Genomic DNA, 18,288 nt, shown 5'->3' with positions numbered 1-18,288 from the left:
TTCTCGCGAAAGGTCGAGGCAGCCGCATGACGAGCACCAGGACCGCCGAGGAGCTGCGGCAGGACCTCACGGGCGGTCTGGCCGAGGCGATCGCCGGGAAGGGCTACGCGGCGACGACGATCGCCGACATCGTCATGCACGCGCGGGTGTCGAAGCGCACGTTCTACGAGCACTTCGCCGACAAGGAAGCCTGCCTCATGGCCCTGTACGAGCAGGGCTGCGAGCAGCTGCTGGCCGTGGTGCGCACCGCGGCCGGCGCGGGCGGCCAGACCGGAGAAGGCCGAGAAGGGTGGAAGGAACTGATCAACGGCGGCGTGACGGCGTACCTCACCGCGCTGGAGAGCATGCCCGCGGTGACCCGCACGCTGCTGGTCGAGATCCAGGCGGCCGGCCCGAAGGCGTTCCGGCTGCGCCAGCAGATGCAGCGCCGCTTCGCCGACGCGCTGGTCGAGGTGGTGGAGGAGGCGCGCGCGGCCGACCCGGCCATCCCGGCGCTGTCGCCGCTGCTCGCGATCGCCCTCGTCGGCGGCGTGCACGAGATGATGCTGCAGGTCTCGGACCCGTACACCGGCGCCGGCCCGTCGTTCACCTCGCTGACGCCGGCCGTGGACGAGCTGGTCTACGCGATCCTCACCAATCCCTGGGCGGCGTCGGGCGGAATCGGCCGGATGGAATGATCGGGCGTACCGAAGGGTTGCAGGACTAAACAGAGGGAAGGACTCGTCGCGGTGCTGAACCCCAGCGAACTTTACGAGCTCACGGACGACCTGCCGGCGCCGGCCCGGCCGGTGCTCGTGCACGCGCTGACGGGCTTCGTCGACGCCGGCAACGCCAGTCGTCTCGCCCGCGAGCACCTGCTGGCCGTCGGGTCGCCGCGCACGGTCGCCACGTTCGACATCGACCAGGTCTACGACTACCGCGGCCGCCGCCCGGCGATGCTGTTCGTCGAGGACCACTGGGAGCACTACGAGCAGCCCCAGCTGCTGCTGCGCGTGCTGCGTGACGCCAACGGCACCGAGTTCCTGCTGCTCGACGGCCCGGAGCCGGACCTGCAGTGGGAGCGGTTCACGGCCGCGGTCCTCGAGCTGATCGAGCGCTTCGACGTGCGCGCCACGGTCGGCCTCACCGCCATTCCGATGGCCGTCCCGCACACCCGCCCGACCGGCGTGACCGCCCACGGCACCAGCCGCGACCTCATCGCCGGCTTCGAGCCCTGGCTGCAGCGCGTCCAGGTTCCCGGCAGCGTCGCCAACCTCCTCGAGTACCGCATCGGCCAGCAGGATCGGGACGCGTTCGGCTTTGCGGTACACGTGCCGCATTACGTGGCGCAGGCGGAGTTCCCGGCGGCGGCCGAGAAGCTGCTCACCTGCCTGGCCGACGCCACCGGGCTGCGGGTCCCGCTGGAGGAGCTGCACGCGGCGGCGGACACGGTGCGCGCGGAGATCGACGTGCAGATCGCGCAGGCCGACGAGGCGGCCTCGCTGGTGCGGGCGCTCGAGGAGCAGTACGACGCCTTCACCCGCGGCCGGGCCGGCAACACCAACCTGCTGGCCGACTCGCCGGCGCCGCTGCCGACGGCGGACGAGATCGGGGCCGAGCTGGAGCGGTTCCTGGCCGAGCACACCCGCGGCGACGAGCCCCCGCTCGGCTGACTCGGCCGCGCGGCTCGTTTTTGCGCACCCGAACGGAGCGGTCGCGTTCGGGCTGCGCGCAAGCGACGGTTTCGCCCCTGGATCATGGATTTGCGCGGCCGGGACAAATCGGGCATTGCCATGATCCGGGAGCGTTAACCGCGCAGCCGCAGCGCCGCACCGCCGGCGTTCTTCCGCGCTTCGCGCGAGTCCGGGCGGGCACGCCCGGCCGACCTGCGCGCGAGTCCGGGCGGGCACGCCCGGCCGACCTGCGCGCGAGTCCGGGCAGGCACGCCCGGGCGACCTTATCGCTCCCGGATCATGGGATGTCCGATTTGTCGCGCGCGGTCTCGCATGATCCCGGAGGGAACCGTCGCCGACGCCCCGGCGCCGACGGACCGCAGGGCGCGGGTACCGGATTTGTCGCCCGGCAGGGGATAAATCCGACATGTCGTGGCGCGCCAGCGCCCGACATGTCGGACAGCCGGCGAGCGCCGCGCGAGGGCTACCAGGACGTGCCGGTCAGGCGCTCGTACACCTCGATGTAGCGGGCCCGCGTCAGGGCCACCACCTCGTCCGGGATCTGCGGGCCGGGAGCGGTCTTGTTCCAGCCGCTCGACAGCGACCAGTCGCGCACCTGCTGCTTGTCGAACGAGAACTGCGTGCGGCCCGGCTCCCACCGGTCCAGCGGCCAGAAGCGGGACGAATCCGGGGTCAGCACCTCGTCCCCCAGGACCAGCGTGCCGTCCGGGGTGCGGCCGAACTCCAGCTTCGTGTCGGCCACCACGATGCCGCGCTCGGCGGCCAGCGCCGCGCCGCGGGAGTACACGCGCAGGGTCAGGTCGCGCAGCTCGTCGGCCAGGTCCTTGCCGATCTGGTCGCGCACCTCGTCCAGCGTCACGAACTCGTCGTGCTCGCCGACGGCCGCCTTCGTCGTCGGGGTGAAGACCGGCTCCGGCAGGCGCGAGCCCTCCACGAGGCCGGCCGGGAGCGGCACCCCGGAAACCTCACCCCGGGAGTTGTACTCCGACAGGCCCAGACCCGCGAGGTAGCCGCGCGCGATGCACTCGACCGGCAGCATCTCCAGGCGGCGGCAGCGGATCGCGCGGCCGGCGAACTCCTCCGGGACGTCCGTCGCCGAGATGACGTGGTTCGGGACGATGTCGGCCAGCTGCTCGAACCACCACAGCGACAGGCGGGTGAGCACGGCGCCCTTGTCCGGGATCGGCGTCGGCAGGACCACGTCGTACACCGAGATGCGGTCGGAGGCGACCAGCACCAGGTCGTCGCCGTCGGCGTACACGTCACGGACCTTGCCCGAGTGCAGGAGTTCCACGCCGCTCAGCCTAGCTGGCGGGCGTAGGGTGATCGGCGTCACGACTCCAACGCCGGAGGAGGTCCCCATGAGCTTCGATCCCGCCAAGACCGCCGTCGTCCTCATCGAGTACCAGAACGACTTCGTCTCCGAAGGTGGCGCGTTCCACGGCGCCGTGCAGGGCGTCATGGAGAAGACCGACATGATGGCCAACACCCGCAAGGCCGTGGCCGCGGCGCGGGCCGCGGGGGCGACCATCGTGCACGCGCCGATCACCTTCGCGCCCGGGTACAACGAAATCACCTCCCACCCGTACGGGATCCTCAAGGGGGTCGTCGACGGCAACGCGTTCGTGAAGGGCGGATGGGGCGCCGAGATCGTCGACGATCTCGCGCCCCAGGCCGGTGACATCGTGGTGGAGGGCAAGCGCGGGCTGGACACGTTCGCCAGCACCAACCTGGACTTCATCCTGCGCAGCAAGGGCATCACCACGATCGCCCTGGGCGGGTTCCTCACCAACTGCTGCGTCGAGTCGACGATGCGCACCGGCTACGAGCACGGCTACCGGGTGATCACCCTGCAGGACTGCGTCGCGGCCACGTCGCAGGAGGAGCACGAGAACGCGTTGAAGTACGACTTCCCCATGTTCTCGACCCCGATGACCGCGGAGGAGTTCGCGGCGCAGTTCTAGGCCGGGCGGTAGTAGCGGACCGCCAGGCCGCCGGCGATCAGGAAGCTCGCGCCCAGCACCGCCAGGTGCAGCGGGTGCGGGGCCTCGCCGGCCCAGGCCGCCTGGACGGCCTGGCGGAACGCGCCCAACGGGGTGAAGTCCCCGATCCGCCGCAGCACCCGCGGCATGTACTCCACCGGGACGTACAACCCGGCGAAGAACGCCGACGGGAACCACATCGCCAGCGAGTACCCGGTCGCCGCCTTCGCGCTGCCGGCCACCGACGCCACCAGCAGGCCGATCGGGAACAGGCCCAGCAGGCCGAGCAGGAGCGTCGGGACGACCAGCGGCAGGTCGGGCAGGTGCATGTCCAGCGCGGCGACGCCGATGACCAGAGTGAGCAGCGTCGAGAACAGCACCACGCCGGCGTTCATGACCAGCTGGGCGCCGAGCATGGCGACCGGGCGCACCGGAGTGGTCGCGAACCGGCGCAGCACGCCGCGCTCGCGGTAGTTCGCCAGGACGACCGGCAGCATGAAGAACGCCGCCATGGCCATGGACAGCATCACGGACATGGACGGGATGACGGTGTCGATGCCGCGGTGCCCGCCGAGAGCCGGGTCAGGCTTGTGGACGCTGTCCGTCAGGCCGACCACGACCAGCAGGACGACCGGCAACAGGACCGTGAACATGGGTCCGCCCACCTCCCGGAGCATGAGCCGGGTCTCGACCACCACGAGCGAGGCCAGTGCGCGCATCTCAGGACTCCCTGCGGTCAGCGCGATCGCCGGTCAGTGCGATGAAGGCCGTCTCGAGGTCGGCCTGGACGATGTTGAGCGAGAGCGGGACCACGCCCCGGGCGGCGAGCGCGGCGGACACCTCGTGGGCGAGGTTGCCGGTGCCGGTCACGGTCCACAGGTGGTCCGCGGCGCGCACGGCGGCGACGCCGGGCACCGCGGCCAGGTCCTCGGCCTCGATCGGGGCCGACGGGCGGAACGTGACAGTCACGCCGCCGCAGACCTGGCGGATGAGCCCGGACGGGGTGTCGATCGCGACCGTGCGGCCCGCGTCGATGACGGCGATCCGGTCGCACAGCCGCTCGGCCTCGTCCATGAAGTGGGTGACGAGCAGGACGGTGACGCCGCGGTCCCGCACGGCCGAGATGAGCTGCCACGTGTCCCGGCGGGCCTGCGGGTCCAGGCCGGTGGTCAGCTCGTCGAGCACCGCGACCTCGGGCGATCCGACCAGCGACAGCGCGATGGACAGGCGCTGCTTCTGGCCGCCGGAGAGCTTCTTGTACTGCTGCCGCACGTGCCCGGCCAGCCCCACCCGCTCGAGCAGCTCGCCGGTGTCGGCCGGGCGCTCGTAGAACGAGGCGAAGAGCGCCATCGCCTCGCCGACCCGCAGCCGGTCCGGCAGCTGGGACTCCTGCAGCTGCACGCCGAGGCGCTGGCGTACCGCCGGATCCGCGGGATCGCGGCCGAGGACCCGCACGGTGCCGCCGTCGGCCCTGCGCAGCCCCTCGACGACCTCGACGGTGGTGGTCTTGCCGGCGCCGTTGCGCCCGATGATGCCGAAGATCTCGCCGCGCTCGACGGTGAAGGACACGTCCCGCACCGCCGCGCGGTCGCCGTAGCGCTTCTCCAGCCGCTGTACCTCGATGACTGTCATAGCGAAAACCCTGCCGAACCGCGGGATTCGGCAGAATGGCGCTGGGCGCCGGACCGGGGTGGGGCTAGCTACACCCCCGCCCGGTAGCCAGGGCCGATGTACGAGCGGACGGGGGAAATGAGGCTTGACGGCATGACGTACCTCCGGGGGCTGGCCCGCAGCGCGCAGCTGCTCGGCCTGGCCGTGCTCGTCTTCCTCGCCTTCCTGGGCTCGATCCTGCTGCTGTGCGCGATCCTCGTCGTCGGCCTGGAGCTGGCGCGGCGGCTGACGGGCTACTGCCGCCGGCTGTTCGGCGGCTGGCTCGGCCGCGAGATCCCCGAGTGGTACCGCCCCGCGCCCGCCCCGCCGGAGCCGGACGAGGAGGGGCTCTACCGGCACGAGAGCACGCTGTACCGCTCGCCGCGCTGGCCGGCGTACTTCGGCCGGATGCAGTGGATCGCCGACGACCCGGCCACCCACCGCGACCTGACCTGGCAGCTGCTGTTCCCGTTCGTCGTGCTGCTGCTGGTGCCGATCGGGCTGCCGGTGGCGCCGCTGACCGTGCGCGCCGTCGCCGCGTGGAGCGGCCGCCGGCTGCGACCGGCCACCAAGGCGGCCCGCCGGCCCCGGCGCAGCGATGCGGTACTGCTGGCCTGGGCCCGCTGCGCCCTGCTGTTCCTGAGCGCGCTCACGCAGCTGGCCCTGTTCGCGGTGACGCTGGTGTGCTTCGCGCTCGGCTTCGGCCTGGGCATCGTCTTCCTGATCCCGACGGGGCTCACGCACTACCGGTGGCTGGTCAACCTGCGCCGGCAGCTCGCCGGATGGGCCGGCGTGCGGATCGAGCGCCCCTACAAGCCGCGGCCGCGTCCGCAGCTGCGGCCGGACGGGATGTACCGCGTCGGCAACAGCCTCTTCAAGAGCGAGAGCATGGCGGAGTTCGGCGCCCGCTGGCAGTGGGTCTGGAACGACGCGGCGGCGTGGCGCGATCTGCTGTGGCTGCCGGCCGACGCGCTGCTGACCGGCGTGCTGGCCGGGCTGCCGACGCTGGCCGCGGTGTACGGCGTGTTCGGCCTCGCCCTGCCGTGGGTCTGGACGCAGGCCTTCGGCGCCGAATGGAGCGACTGGTACGGCGCGGTCGCCGGCCACCGCCTCGCCGGGCTCGTCACCGGCGTGCTGCTCACGGGGCTCGCCCTGGCGGTGCCGCCGGTGGTGCTGCGGCTGGTGTCGCGCTGGACGGCGGTACTGCTGCGGCCGACGGCGAAGGAGGAGCTGCGCCGGCGGGTCGAGCGGCTCACCCAGACCCGCGCCGACGCCGTGGACGCCCAGGCCGCCGAGGTGCGCCGCATCGAGCGCGACCTGCACGACGGCGCGCAGGCCCGGCTCATCTCGGTCGGGCTGACCCTCGGCGCGATCGAGCGGCTCATGGACACCGACCCCGACGCCGCCCGGCGGCTCCTGGCGCAGGCCCGGGAGACGTCGCAGACGGCCCTGACCGAGCTGCGCGACCTGGTCCGCGGCATCCACCCGCCGGTGCTGTCCGAGCGCGGCCTGCCCGACGCGGTGCGGGCGCTCGCCCTGGACACCGCGGCCGACGTCACCGTCATCGGGCGGCTGCCGGGGCGGCTGGCCGCACCGGTCGAGTCGGCGGCGTACTTCGCGGTCAGCGAGCTGCTCGCCAACGCCGTGCGCCACGGCCGAGCCGAGCACGTCACCGTCGACATCCGCCACCGCGACAGCCTGCTGCGCGTCACGGTCACCGACGACGGCGACGGCGGCGCCGACCCGTCGCGCGGCACGGGCCTGCGCGGCATCGAGCGCCGGTTGGGTACCTTCGACGGGACCCTGGCCCTGCACAGCCCCAACGGGGGGCCGACCGTCGCGACGCTGGAGCTGCCGTGCGCGTTGTCCTCGCCGAAGACCTCTACCTCCTGAGGGACGGGCTGGTCCTGCTGCTGCAGAGCCACGGCTTCGAGATCGTCGCCGCCGTCGACACCGGCCCGGCGCTGCTCGCCGCGCTGCTCGAGCACCGCCCCGACGTGGCCGTGGTCGACGTGCGGCTGCCGCCGAGCTTCACCGACGAGGGCCTGCAGGCCGCGCTCGCCGCCCGCCGCGAGGTGCCGGGCCTGCCCGTGCTGGTGCTCTCCCAGCACGTGGAGCAGCTGTACGCGCGGGAGCTGCTGGCCGACGGCACCGGCGCGGTCGGCTACCTGCTCAAGGACCGCGTGTTCAACGCCGACCAGTTCATCGATGCGGTACGCCAGGTCGCCTCCGGCGGCACCGTCATGGACCCCACGGTGATCGCGAGGCTGGTCGCCCGCCCGACCCCGTCCTCGGCCACCCTGACGCCGCGCGAGCGCGAGGTGCTCACGCTGATGGCCGAGGGCCGCTCCAACGCCGCCATCGGCAAGCAGCTGTACCTCAGCGAAAGCGCCGTCGGCAAGCACATCGCCAGCATCTTCGGCAAGCTGAACCTGCCCGTGTCCGACGACGACAACCGCCGGGTGCTGGCCGTGCTCGCCTACCTGCAGAACGGCGCCTGACCGACCGGCCCGGGGCCCGGGAGCACACCACAAATTCCGAAGATCAGCGCTACCGCGATGTCCGTCGTGGTCGCTGTCCGTGACTCCCGGGCCCGCCAGGTCCGCGCGTAGTCACCGCGAGCCGGCGCCGATCAGGCGACGCTCAGCACGATCTTTCCCCGCCCGTGGCCGGTCTCGATCTCGCGGTGGGCCGCGGCCGCGTCCGCGAGGGGGTAGACGCGGCGGACCAGCCACGAGGTGCGGCCCTCGGCGTACAGGGCGATGAGCTCGGCCAGGGCGTCGGCGCTGCGCCGGCCCTGGATGCTGCCCAGCCCCAGCTCCTCGATGCGGTCGTGGGCGACGAGCGTGATGATCCGCTTGCGGTCCTCGACCAGCTCGAGCGAGGTCGCCAGGGCGTCGCCGCCGGCGCCGTCGATCGCCGCGGTGACGCCCTGCGGGGCGAGGGCGCGGACGCGGTCGGTCAGGCCCTCGCCGTACACCACGGGAACCGCGCCGAGCGAGCGCACATAGTCCTGGTTGGCCTCGCTCGCCGTGCCGATGACGGTGGCCCCGGCCAGGCGCGCGAGCTGGACGCCGGCCGTGCCGGTCGCGCCCGCGGCGGCGTTGATGAGCACGGTGTCGCCGGGGCCGACGCCGATCGCCGACAGCGCCAGGCGGGCGGTCTGCCAGCCGGCGGTGAACCCGCCGGCGATCTCCCACGAGACCCCGGCCGGCTTCGGAGTGACCTGGTCGGCCGGGACGACGACGTACTCCGCGTAGGCGTTGAACACGCTGAAGCCGAGCACCTCGGTGCCGGCCGGGATCTCGTCGGTGCCCTGGTCGACCACGCCGGCGAACTCGTTGCCGGGGATCTGCGGCAGGGTGACGGTCGCGTACGGCGGCACCCACCCGCGCCGCAGGCCGGCATCGAAGGGCTGGACCCCGGCCGTCACCACCCGGACCCGGACCTGGCCGGGCCCGGCCTGCGGTTCGGGCAGGTCATGCAGGGTCAGGACGTCGGGCGGACCGGGTTCGGCGAACGCAGCAGCTCTCATGGGTACCGACTGTGCAATTTGAAGCCCGGTTGAGGTCAACGGGAAATGCGGTAGCGTGCATGCGCGCGGCATGTAAACAGGGAGTCGGACGATGGTGAACGCGAAGGACTGGGTCGTTGTCGGGCTCGACAATGGCGGCACCGCGAACAACGCCACGGTGCTCGATCACGAAGGCACGTTCCTGGTGGACGGGCTCGTGGAGGTGCCGAGCCGGGTGCTCGAGGGGCCCGAGGTGGCCGTCGAGGCGCTCGCCGGCGCGTTCGACAACATCCTGGCCGTGACCAAGGTCGAGCGCTCCCGGGTCGTCGCCGTCGGGCTGGACACGCCCGGCCCGGCCAGCGCCGACGGGGTGATCTCCTCCAAGGGCGCGACGAACTTCTCGCAGCCGGCCTGGTGGGGCTACGACTTCCGCGGCGCGCTGGAGACCCGGCTGGGGCTGCCCGTCGTTTACAACAACGACGGCAACGCGGCCGCCCTCTACGCCCACCACGTGTACTTCGGCGCCGAGTCGCACGAGCGGTCCTCGGTCTCGGCGATCGTCGGCACCGGCCTCGGCGGCGGCGTCATCGAGCAGGGCAAGGTGATCAAGGGCGCGGCCGGCATGGCCGGCGAGCTCGGTCACGTGCACATCCCGCTGCACGGCCTGCTCGAGGAGGGCCAGCCGCTGCCCAGCTGCGGGTGCGGCTTCCTCGGCGACGTGGAGAGCGTGTCGTCGCTGACCGGGATCGTGCGCAACCTGCTGCCGTACTGGCTGACCCGCTACCCCGACCACCCGCTGCACGGCGCCGAGTCGATCAAGATCGCGGCCAAGCAGGTCCGCTCCTACGCCGAGCAGGGCGACGAGCTGGCGCTGCGGATCTTCGAGCAGCAGGCGATGGGCCTGGGCCGCCTGTTCACGATCTCGGCCAACTTCACCGACCCCGACTGCTACTTCGTCGGCGGCGGCGTGGTCGAGGCGGTCCCGCACTTCCGCGACTGGTTCCTCGAGCGGGTCCGCGAGCACACGCTGCTGCGCGAGGAGCAGTCGAAGGTCGCGAAGTTCGCCCTCGTGCCCGAGCGGGACATGGCCGGCGCCCGGGGCGCGGCGATCGCCGCCGCCGGCACGGTCATCGCCTGAAACTTACGCCATTTCCACGGGGGCGGGCGCTCTCGCCACGTTCTCGGCGAGCTGGTTCAGCACGCCCTTGTCGTCGCGCTGCCACCGGCGCCCCCGCGCGTCGGTGAAGCGCAGCTCGACGTGCATGTCGGCGGACGGGGCGAGCCGGATCGTGCCGTCCTCGTTGATGCGCTCCCGCTCGACCGGGCCGTTGGTCTCCTCCTGGTCGAACCCGGCGTACACCTCGGGGGCCTCCCCCGGCGGCACGATCCGCACGCGCCGGATCGCGGTCCACGCCGCGGGAGGATCCCGGAAGACGATTTCCATGTCGTACACCGGGGCCTGCGACGCATTGCGCACCGCCGCCCCGACCACGCCCCGCGTGATGATCTTCTCGAACGTCTCACGCTCGCTGACGGCCCACGCGCACACGCGCTCCGCGTCGGAGCGGTCCTCGGCCAAGCGGTGGGCGGCGACCAGCTCGGCGGCGGCCACCGCGCCGCGCCGGACGGCCTGCAGCGCCTGCCAGGCCAGAAACGTCCCCGCCCCGGCGACAAGGAGGGCGAGGATCGCGGCGACAAGTCCCACCACATCGGACAAATTACCTCGGTGTGGGCGATGCGCGGGCGGCGCTGGAAGAATCGGTCCGGTGAGCATCCTGGAGGAGGGCCGCGACGTCCCTCTGGGCCGATACACGGTGGTCCGCCGCAGCCTGCCCAACAAGACCCGCCGGACGGTCGGGGCGTGGTGCTTCCTCGACCACTTCGGGCCCGAGGACGTGACCGGGAAGCCCGGCATGCGGGTCCCGCCGCATCCGCACATCGGCCTGCAGACGGTTTCGTGGCTGCTGTCGGGCGAGGTGCGCCACCGGGACAGCCTGGGCTCCGACCAGGTCATCTACCCGGGCCAGCTCAACATCATGACGTCGGGCCGGGGCATCTCCCACTCGGAGAACTCCCCCACGTCCAAGCCTCCCCTGCTGCACGGCCTGCAGCTGTGGGTCGCGTTGCCCTCCATCGCGCGGGACATTGACCCGGCCTTTCAGCATTTGCCCGATTTGCCGGAAATCTCGGACAAGTCGGCGCGGATTGTCGTCGCGGTCGGCGCGCTCGAAGGCGTCGCCTCTCCGGCGGTCGTCCACAGCGAACTGCTCGGCGCCGACATCACGCTGGACGGGACGGTCGAGCTGGCGGTGCGCGCGGACTTCGAGCACGCGGTCGTCGTCACCGAGGGCGTCGCGCGGGTCGACGGCGACGAGATCGGCCCGGGGTCCCTGCTGTATCTCGATCCGGGCCGGGACCGGCTGCGGGTCGAGGGGCCGGCGCGGCTCTTCCTGCTCGGCGGCGTGCCGTTCGAGGAGGAGCTCGTCATGTGGTGGAACTTCGTCGCGCGCTCCCACGAGGAGATCGTCGCCGCGCGCGAGGACTGGATGGCTCGGCCAAAAGGGGATGGCACCGACCGCTTCGGTGTGGTGCCGGGTGGCGAGGAGCCGTTGCCGGCTCCCCCGTTGCCCACCACCCGGCTGTTGCCGCGCCCGCGGTACCGCCGGAGCTAGAGCAGCCGCCACAGGTGGTCGGCGGTGCCGTTGTCGGTGAACTGCACGACCTGCGCGCTGTTGGCCGTCGACATGCCCGACACCCCGAGCACCTTCATGCTGTGCTGGACCTGGATGCGGTACCACCCGTCGCCGTTGTCGATGAGCCGCCACAGGTGGTCGGCGCTGCCGTTGTCGTCGTACTGCTGCACGAGCGCGCTGTCGGCCTGCGACATGTTCTGCACGGCGAGGACCTTGCCGCTGTTCTGGTTCTGGATCTTGTACCACCCAGAGCCCGCGTCGACCAGGCGCCAGTTGTGGTCGGCCGTGCCGTTGTCGTCGTACTGCACGACGTTGGCGCTGTTCGCCGTCGACATGCCGGACACGCCCAGGACCTTCAGGCTGTTCTTGTTCTGGATGCGCCGCCAGGAGATCGGCGCCGTGGTGCCCTCGACCTTCCACTCCAGGATGCCGCCGGAGAAGCCGGACTTCAGCTGGACGACCACGCGCAGGGCGCTGGTGGTCACCGAGTTGAACGTGACCCGGTTGAAGGTGTTGAGCGCGGTGCCGTACGCCGAGGCGCCGCTGACCGCGGTCCACTGGCCGGAGGCGTTGAGGTACTGCAGCTGCCACGACTGCGGAACGCGGCACTGCCCGGCACCGGTGTCGTCGAACCAGTACAGCGAAACCGCACCGGTGTTGATCGGCGTGGCGTAGCTCAGCTGGGCCCACTCGCTCGTCCCGAGGTGGTCCCACCAGGTCATCCGCGGGATGCTCTGGTCGCCGGAGCTGCCGGGCACCTTGCCGTCGTTGATGGCCCCGACGCTGTCGCCGCCCCAGCACCACGAGGCCGTCGGGGTCGCCGGGATCGACCACTCGACCGCGTCGGCGCCGTCGCTGATGCGCGGGAACGTGGTGATCCGGACCCGCTGGGCGCCCATCGGCAGCAGCGTGACCTGCTCGTTCGGCTGGGTGGAGCGGGCCGGGCTCTGCTGCAGCGTGCGCACGATGCCCTCGGCGTCGGCCTGCCAGTTGGGGATTTTCCGGCCGGTGACGGTGAGCGAGATCGGCGCGCCGTCGCGGGTGAACGGGTTCGCGGCGAGCGGGCCGGACCTGCGGGTGACGGTGGCGCTCGGGCTGTTCGGGTCGAGCAGCAGGCCGTAGTTCCAGGGCGAGTTGGCGTACACCTCGTTGCTCGGCCACGCGTCGGTGCCCCCGATGCGCGACCACCGCTCGGCGATCGACAGCGAGAAGGTCAGCGGCCCGTTGTCGACGCTGATCGCGTTGCCGTTCTTGGCCCACGTCCGCACGGTGGTGCGCATCGGCAGCGTGACGGTGACCTTGTCGCCGTTGTTGAACGTCTGGTCGAGGATGACGAACGAGCCGGACTGCAGCGTGCCGGTGACCAGCGTGCCGTTGACCCGCACCTGGGCGCCGTTGCTCCAGGCGGGGATCCGGAGGTACAGCGGGAAGGAAACGGCGCCCGGGGTCGTCAGCGTGAACGTGATCGTGTCGCTGAACGGGTAGTCGGTGTCCTCGGCGATGGTGACGGTGGTGCCGCTCGCCCCGACCTTGGCGGTCACCTGCGAGGCGCCGTACATCCCCGCGCACAGCCCGTTGTCCCACGTGCCGAACCACAGCTCCTGGGCGTAGTACGGCCAGCCCATGCCGTAGTTGTGCGGGCAGCAGCGGTAGTTGTGGATGCCCAGCATGTAGGCGAGCATCGGGAACCCGTTCTGGAACTGCCCCTGCGTGAGCGTGGCGTTGGTCAGCCCGATGCTGTTGGCGCAGGTGATGTAGTGGATGCCCTGCTGGGCCGGGTCGAGCGCGGCCGGCAGGGAGTTGAACGCGAGGTCCTCGCAGCGGTCGAGCCACTCCGAGTCGCCGGTCATGCGGGCGAGCATCTGGTGCGAGTGCATGAACTCGACGATGCCGCAGGTCTCGAACCCCTGGCGGGGGTCGGTGTAGCCGGTGCGGCAGTTCTCGTCGCCGGCGAACCCGCCGCCGGGGAAGTTGCCGTACAGCCCCATGACGGTGTTGTAGTCGTTGTACGTGGCCTGCGGGAACTTCGGGTCGGGGTCGAGCAGCCCGTACTGCGCCGGCTCCCGGAACCCCTGCGCAAGGTTGACGTTGTGCCAGTTGGGGATGCCGTTGGTGTAGTCGGCCGACCCGGCGTGGATCTTGCGCACCAGGTCGAGCAGCCAGCTCTCGCCGGTCCGGTTGTACAGCCAGTAGATGCTGTCGATGTTGTCGCCCCAGCGCAGGGCCGCCCAGCTACGGTTGAACACCGCGGCCGGCTGCGCGTTCTGGAACTGGAAGTACTTGCGCATGAACGGCACGACCCGCGCGTCCCCGCTGTACTCGGCGAACGAGCGCAGCGCGTCGAGCAGCGGCATGTGCGGCCAGAAGTCCGGCCCGTTCTCGAGGCTGGTACGCAGACTGTTGGGCCCGAAGAAGCCGTCGGAGGCCTGGTTGGCGATGATCCCGTCGATCCACTGCCGGGCGAGCGCGAGGATGCGCGTGTTGCCGGTGACGTACCCCAGGTCGCCGAATCCGCGCAGCCAGTACGGGAGCTCCTCCCAGGCGCCCTTGGTCTTGTCGACCCAGCCGCAGTTGGCGTACACGAGGTAGTCGGAGACGTCGGTCATGCGCCCGCAGAGCCCGTCGGCCTCGATGTTGAGCTGGTTGCGGATCCACCCCCGCGGCTGCACCGCCCCCGGCGGAAGCTTCAGAAACGGCGTGGCCTTGAGCGGCGCAAGGTTGGGCGAATATTGCCCCGTCCGCGCCCCCGCGGTAACGGTCTTGGCAGTACGCACGGCCGCGTTGGCGGCCCCGGCGACGGCAGTACTGAGCACGGCGGCGCCGCCGGTGACGACGGCCCCTCGCGCGACGAACGTCCTACGGTCCACGTCCGGACTCCTTTGCTCCTGGCGGGGAACATCGAAGCCCGATTATGCAGAAAAACGGTCGTTCGTGAAAGAACTCGTTTGTTCTTGTTTACTTCCCACTCTGCCTTTGTGCGTTCACGGTCGCTCCGCTCTTGCCTTTGGCGCGTCCCCGGCTCGTTTTCGCTCCGGTCCTGGTGTGTTCCCCGGCTCGGTTTCGCTCCGGTCTTCGCGCGTCCCCGGCTCGGTTTCGCTCCGGTCTTCGTGCGTCCCCGGCTCGGTTTCGCTCCGGTCTTCGCGCGTCCCCGGCTCGGTTTCGCTCCGGTCTTCGCGCGTCCCCGGCTCGGTTTCGCTCCGGTCTTCGCGCGTCCCCGGCTCGGTTTCGCTCCGGTCTTGGTGGGTCCCGGGTTCGGTTTCGCTCTGGTCTGGTGCGGTGCCGGTTACCTGATACCACCGGGCCCCGCCGGCCACGGTGAGCCCGATCCCGGCCGCGAGCGCCACGACCACGGCCCATCTCCCCCACCCGGGCCCGGCCAGCGTCCCGTACCTGAACACGGAGGAGTCCCCGACCCCCACCATGACGCCAAGGCAGGCCCCAAGGATCCCGAGCACGATGTCGACCCGCCGGACCAGCATGAGCACCCCCGCGCCCGCAACCCCCACCGCGGTCAGCAACGGCCACAACCGCGCCAGAACCTGAACCCCGACCCCATCGGCCGGCGAGGCGGCAAGAGCCGCGGACTGCACCACCCAGACACCGACCACCACTCCGGCCACAACGGCAACGCCCCCGAGGATTCGCCGCCACCGCCACAACAGCGCGACCCCCACCGCCCCGAGCACCCCTCCGGCCCACCACCACCCGGTGTCCGGCACCGGAGCTTTCGCGACGGTACCGCGCACAATCCCCGCTTCCCGCCCATCGACGAGCAGCGGAACGCTCCAGGCCCGGGCCGGCAGTTCCCGCGCCCGCTCGTCGTGCCACCGCACCCGCGCCTCGGTGGAAATCCGATGCCACTCGGGCGCCGCCGCGGCATCCCCGCCGCTCCCACTCCCACTGATCGACCGACTGGCGAACCAGGTGGGCGCCTTGCGATTCTCCTCAACCCCTCGCCCGGTGATACGAAGGAACTCTTCCCCTTGCAGCCCCAGCACGACGACGTCGCGCCCGGACCGGTTGGTGAGTTCCAGCCGAGCCCCGCCTTCGACCGCCTGCACAACAACCCCAGGCACGGAGACTGATTCCACCCGCACCACGTACCCAACCGCCACCGGCGCATCGGCCCCATGCGCCGAGGCCGGCGCGACGTACGACAGCGCCAGCACAACCCCGACCACGCACGCCCCGACGGCCCGCGCTACGCCGTTCGCCCGACTTCCCAAGCCCGCCACCCCTGGCCACTCTCAACTCTTGATGCCTCGGCTGCAGCGCCTCGTGCGCTCTTCACAGGCAGCCCTCCCGCACGGCAGATCCCCCACCGTCTCACATCGGCCACCGTTGCTCACAGCGCCGGGAAGGCACAGCTCATCCACCCCTGCTCAGCTCCGCAACGCGGCCCAGCTGCGCAACGCGGCCCAGCTACGCAACGCGGCTCGAGTAGCCGCGTCATCCGCCCCCGCCAGCTGCGCAATGCTGCTCAGCTACGCGATGCGGCCCGAGTAGCCCGCGTCATCCGCCCCGTCAGCTGCGCGATGCGGCCCGAGCAAGCGCGTCATCCGCCGACCAGGCACGCAGTCCGACCACGGCACCCCACGTCACCCGTCCCCGTCAGCCGCACAACCCAGCCGGAGCAGGCCCGTCACCCGACCCGGCCAGCCGCGCAGTCCGACCACGGCACCCCACGTCACCCGTCCCCGTCAGCCGCACAACCCAGCCGGAGCAGGCCCGTCACCCGACCCGGCCAGCCGCGCAGTCCGACCACGGCACTCCGCGCCACCCGGCCCTGTCAGCTGCCCAACCCAGCCAGGCAGCCCCGTCATCCGGCCCGGGCAGCCGCGATCGCCGCGACGAGGTCGGCCCGAGCCCGCGCGACCCGCGACCGAATCGTCCCAACCGGAACATCCTCGATCTCGGCCGCTTCCACGTACGACACCCCGAGCACCTGCGTCAGCACGAACGCCACCCGCCGCTCGGCCGGCAGCGCCGCAACCAGCGAGTACGTGGCGTGCAGCCCAGCGTGGTCGCCCTCGGCCAGCGTCGCCGGCTCGGCCACGACCCGCTCCTCCAGCCGTCGCGCCCGCACCGCAGCCCGAACCTGATCGGCACAGGCCCGCCGCGCGATGGCCAGCACCCACGTCCGCGCCGACGACCGCCCCGCGAACTCCGGCAGGGACCGGAAGGCCCGCAGGTAGGTGTCCTGCGTCACGTCGTCCGCATGCGCCACGCCGACCAGCGCCGCCACGAACCGCCAGACCTCCGCCTGCGTACCCCGCACGAAGGCCGCCGCAGCCCGCTCGTCACCGGCCCGCGCGCGCAGCAGCGCCGCGGTAGCCGCATCCACCTCGCCGTCGGCCTCACCAGTCACGGCAGCGAGCCTAGCGCCCCATCCTGACAATCCCCCCTCCGCCTCACTTACTGCCTCGTACCTTCGGCCAGCGCCGCACCCCAGAGCCGTCTCGCCAGGCCCGGCGCACACATCGCACCCGTCCACGCGGCGGACCTCTCACCCCGGGCCCACGCCCCGCAGCACGGCCGGCGCGTCTACGGCGCACGCGAAACCGCGGCGGGCGCACGCAAGGCAGCCACAGAACCCGCTGACGTCCGCGCCACAGGCGCTACTGTTCGGCCCGACCGGCCAGCAGCGCCATCGCCTGAGGCCGACCGCGGAGTGTGCGAATCAGGCGAACGCGAACACGAAGGCGAAGGCGAAGGCGGCACGCCAGCCGGCGGCGGCAGTGCACCAGCCGAAGGCGGAGACAGTGCAGAGGAGGCGGCGCGCCGTCGAGCGGCGCGAGCGTCCTGCTCCGCCCAGCGCGCGGTCACCTCAGCCGTCCGAGCCTCCCGATCCAGCCGCGCCAACCGCTCCGCCCGCCGCCGCTCAAGCCCCCGCCGCCGAGCCGCAGCAAAGTCGGCCCGAACCGCGGCACGCCCGCTCCGGCGGCGGCCATGCACGGCCACCATCGAGTCCAGTCGGTTGCGCCACTCCGCCGAATCGATCGCTGCCAGCACCTCATTCATACTGACAACTTAGAACAGGGGTACGACAAAAATCGGCGCCGCACACAACGGCGGCAGACTGCCGCCCCGGCGCCGCGGCAATCAGGCAGTCCGGCCGCGGCGACGGGCCAGCCCGGCGCCGGCCACCGCACCCACAACGGCCAGAACGCCCAGCATCACCCACAACGGCGTCAAACCGCCGCCCCGGCGCCGGAAGCCGCGCTCGCGGCAATCAGGCAGGCCGGCCGCGGCGACGGGCCAGCCCGGCGCCGGCCACCGCACCCACAACGGCCAGAACGCCCAGCGTCACCCACAACGGCGTCAGACTGCCGCCCGACGAATCGGCCGGCGCGGCGGCGCCGGAAGGCGCGGTGGCGGGGATCAGGCAGGCGACCTCGGTCGGCTGCGGCGTCGCGGTGCTGGCCGCCACCTGGATCAGCGCCTGGCAATGCCCGTTGACCGGCGCGCCCAGATCGATCGAGACGCGCCACGAGCCCGGGTCGAGGGTGCCCCCGTACGTCTGCGTCCCCCGCTCATCGCCCGTCTGGCGCAGCACAGCCGGCGCCGCCGAGGCGCCGCCGTCGCCGGAGGCCGTCATGGTGACCTGCATCGGCTCGCTGATGGCGTGGCCGTCCTGCCACTGGGCGGTGGTCCACACGGAGCCGCGGCCGTCGGAGTGGATGGTCACCGACGCGCCGCCGTGCGCCTGCGCGGGGGTGGCCACGAGCAGCAGGAGCACGACGGCCGCGATCACACTGCCGATGCGCGCCGCCACG

16 protein-coding genes are annotated in these 18,288 nt (G+C 71.9%); 7 read left to right on the top strand and 9 right to left on the bottom strand.

Annotated elements, in window-relative coordinates:
* Positions 1 to 26 precede the first annotated feature (26 nt).
* Together ACQEVU_RS04645 and ACQEVU_RS04640 are read left to right on the top strand one after the other, a co-directional pair.
* Positions 27 to 677, top strand: coding sequence for a TetR/AcrR family transcriptional regulator (locus ACQEVU_RS04645; protein WP_433321014.1), 651 nt, complete (start codon positions 27 to 29; stop codon positions 675 to 677).
* Positions 678 to 728: 51 nt separating this feature from the next.
* Positions 729 to 1,652 carry a proteasome assembly chaperone family protein gene (locus tag ACQEVU_RS04640; RefSeq protein ID WP_433321011.1) on the top strand — a complete coding sequence of 308 codons (924 nt, stop codon included), beginning with the start codon at positions 729 to 731 and terminating at the stop codon, positions 1,650 to 1,652.
* A gap of 484 nt (positions 1,653 to 2,136) precedes the next feature.
* Here the strand turns inward: ACQEVU_RS04640 and ACQEVU_RS04635 are convergent, their stop codons facing one another.
* On the bottom strand, positions 2,137 to 2,967 hold the full coding sequence (locus ACQEVU_RS04635; RefSeq protein WP_433321008.1) for a phosphoribosylaminoimidazolesuccinocarboxamide synthase: 831 nt from the start codon (positions 2,965 to 2,967) through the stop codon (positions 2,137 to 2,139).
* Positions 2,968 to 3,034: 67 nt separating this feature from the next.
* Between ACQEVU_RS04635 and ACQEVU_RS04630 the strand changes: the two genes are divergently transcribed.
* A complete protein-coding gene (locus ACQEVU_RS04630) occupies positions 3,035 to 3,637 on the top strand; it encodes a cysteine hydrolase (RefSeq protein ID WP_433321005.1) in 603 nt (200 codons plus the stop codon).
* On the opposite strand, the gene ACQEVU_RS04625 is transcribed toward ACQEVU_RS04630, so the two are convergent.
* Together ACQEVU_RS04625 and ACQEVU_RS04620 are read right to left on the bottom strand one after the other, a co-directional pair.
* The gene (locus ACQEVU_RS04625; RefSeq protein WP_433321002.1) at positions 3,634 to 4,374 is read right to left on the bottom strand and encodes an ABC transporter permease; all 741 of its coding nucleotides are present in this window, start codon (positions 4,372 to 4,374) and stop codon (positions 3,634 to 3,636) included. The two genes, ACQEVU_RS04630 and ACQEVU_RS04625, sit on opposite strands and share 4 nt — an antisense overlap.
* Before the next feature lies 1 nt (position 4,375).
* Positions 4,376 to 5,287, bottom strand: coding sequence for an ABC transporter ATP-binding protein (locus ACQEVU_RS04620; RefSeq protein ID WP_433320999.1), 912 nt, complete (start codon positions 5,285 to 5,287; stop codon positions 4,376 to 4,378).
* A 132-nt stretch (positions 5,288 to 5,419) separates the two neighbouring features.
* Between ACQEVU_RS04620 and ACQEVU_RS04615 the strand changes: the two genes are divergently transcribed.
* Positions 5,420 to 7,198, top strand: coding sequence for a histidine kinase (locus tag ACQEVU_RS04615; RefSeq protein WP_433320996.1), 1,779 nt, complete (start codon positions 5,420 to 5,422; stop codon positions 7,196 to 7,198).
* Positions 7,162 to 7,806 carry a response regulator gene (locus tag ACQEVU_RS04610; RefSeq protein ID WP_433320993.1) on the top strand — a complete coding sequence of 215 codons (645 nt, stop codon included), beginning with the start codon at positions 7,162 to 7,164 and terminating at the stop codon, positions 7,804 to 7,806. Before ACQEVU_RS04615 ends, ACQEVU_RS04610 begins: the two co-directional genes overlap by 37 nt.
* Positions 7,807 to 7,937: 131 nt before the next feature.
* On the opposite strand, the gene ACQEVU_RS04605 is transcribed toward ACQEVU_RS04610, so the two are convergent.
* Positions 7,938 to 8,840 carry an NADP-dependent oxidoreductase gene (locus ACQEVU_RS04605; protein ID WP_433320990.1) on the bottom strand — a complete coding sequence of 301 codons (903 nt, stop codon included), beginning with the start codon at positions 8,838 to 8,840 and terminating at the stop codon, positions 7,938 to 7,940.
* A 91-nt stretch (positions 8,841 to 8,931) separates the two neighbouring features.
* Between ACQEVU_RS04605 and ACQEVU_RS04600 the strand changes: the two genes are divergently transcribed.
* Positions 8,932 to 9,957, top strand: coding sequence for an ROK family protein (locus ACQEVU_RS04600; RefSeq protein WP_433320987.1), 1,026 nt, complete (start codon positions 8,932 to 8,934; stop codon positions 9,955 to 9,957).
* A gap of 3 nt (positions 9,958 to 9,960) precedes the next feature.
* Here ACQEVU_RS04600 and ACQEVU_RS04595 read toward each other — a convergent pair whose 3' ends face one another.
* Entirely contained in the window at positions 9,961 to 10,527 is a 567-nt protein-coding gene (locus tag ACQEVU_RS04595; protein ID WP_433320984.1) for a hypothetical protein, read from the bottom strand.
* A gap of 58 nt (positions 10,528 to 10,585) precedes the next feature.
* On the opposite strand from ACQEVU_RS04595, the gene ACQEVU_RS04590 reads away from it, so the two are divergent.
* Positions 10,586 to 11,491, top strand: a complete 906-nt coding sequence (locus ACQEVU_RS04590) for a pirin family protein (protein ID WP_433320981.1) — start codon at positions 10,586 to 10,588, stop codon at positions 11,489 to 11,491.
* Here the strand turns inward: ACQEVU_RS04590 and ACQEVU_RS04585 are convergent.
* The 4 genes from ACQEVU_RS04585 to ACQEVU_RS04570 form a co-directional block, all read right to left on the bottom strand.
* The gene (locus ACQEVU_RS04585) at positions 11,488 to 14,379 is read right to left on the bottom strand and encodes an RICIN domain-containing protein (RefSeq protein WP_433320978.1); all 2,892 of its coding nucleotides are present in this window, start codon (positions 14,377 to 14,379) and stop codon (positions 11,488 to 11,490) included. The genes ACQEVU_RS04590 and ACQEVU_RS04585 overlap by 4 nt on opposite strands.
* Positions 14,380 to 14,493: 114 nt before the next feature.
* Positions 14,494 to 15,681, bottom strand: coding sequence for a hypothetical protein (locus ACQEVU_RS04580; RefSeq protein ID WP_433320975.1), 1,188 nt, complete (start codon positions 15,679 to 15,681; stop codon positions 14,494 to 14,496).
* 650 nt (positions 15,682 to 16,331) lie between these two features.
* Positions 16,332 to 16,880 (bottom strand): sigma-70 family RNA polymerase sigma factor, encoded by a 549-nt coding sequence (locus ACQEVU_RS04575; RefSeq protein WP_433320972.1) that lies wholly within the window; start codon positions 16,878 to 16,880, stop codon positions 16,332 to 16,334.
* A gap of 864 nt (positions 16,881 to 17,744) precedes the next feature.
* Positions 17,745 to 18,287 (bottom strand): hypothetical protein, encoded by a 543-nt coding sequence (locus ACQEVU_RS04570; protein ID WP_433320969.1) that lies wholly within the window; start codon positions 18,285 to 18,287, stop codon positions 17,745 to 17,747.
* Position 18,288 lies beyond the last annotated feature (1 nt).

It is taken from the genome of Dactylosporangium sp. CA-139066 (assembly GCF_050936175.1).
GTDB lineage: Bacteria > Actinomycetota > Actinomycetes > Mycobacteriales > Micromonosporaceae > Dactylosporangium.
The sequence above is the reverse complement of the archived record's forward strand: the minus strand, read 5'-3'. Positions and strand labels throughout refer to the sequence as shown.

Coding starts and splice junctions, on each gene's coding strand:
- ACQEVU_RS04645 (WP_433321014.1), top strand. CDS start 27: ATGACGAGCACCAGGACCGCCGAGGAGCTGCGGCAGGACCTCACGGGC.
- ACQEVU_RS04630 (WP_433321005.1), top strand. CDS start 3,035: ATGAGCTTCGATCCCGCCAAGACCGCCGTCGTCCTCATCGAGTACCAG.
- ACQEVU_RS04625 (WP_433321002.1), bottom strand. CDS start 4,374: ATGCGCGCACTGGCCTCGCTCGTGGTGGTCGAGACCCGGCTCATGCTC.
- ACQEVU_RS04620 (WP_433320999.1), bottom strand. CDS start 5,287: ATGACAGTCATCGAGGTACAGCGGCTGGAGAAGCGCTACGGCGACCGC.
- ACQEVU_RS04615 (WP_433320996.1), top strand. CDS start 5,420: ATGACGTACCTCCGGGGGCTGGCCCGCAGCGCGCAGCTGCTCGGCCTG.
- ACQEVU_RS04605 (WP_433320990.1), bottom strand. CDS start 8,840: ATGAGAGCTGCTGCGTTCGCCGAACCCGGTCCGCCCGACGTCCTGACC.
- ACQEVU_RS04600 (WP_433320987.1), top strand. CDS start 8,932: ATGGTGAACGCGAAGGACTGGGTCGTTGTCGGGCTCGACAATGGCGGC.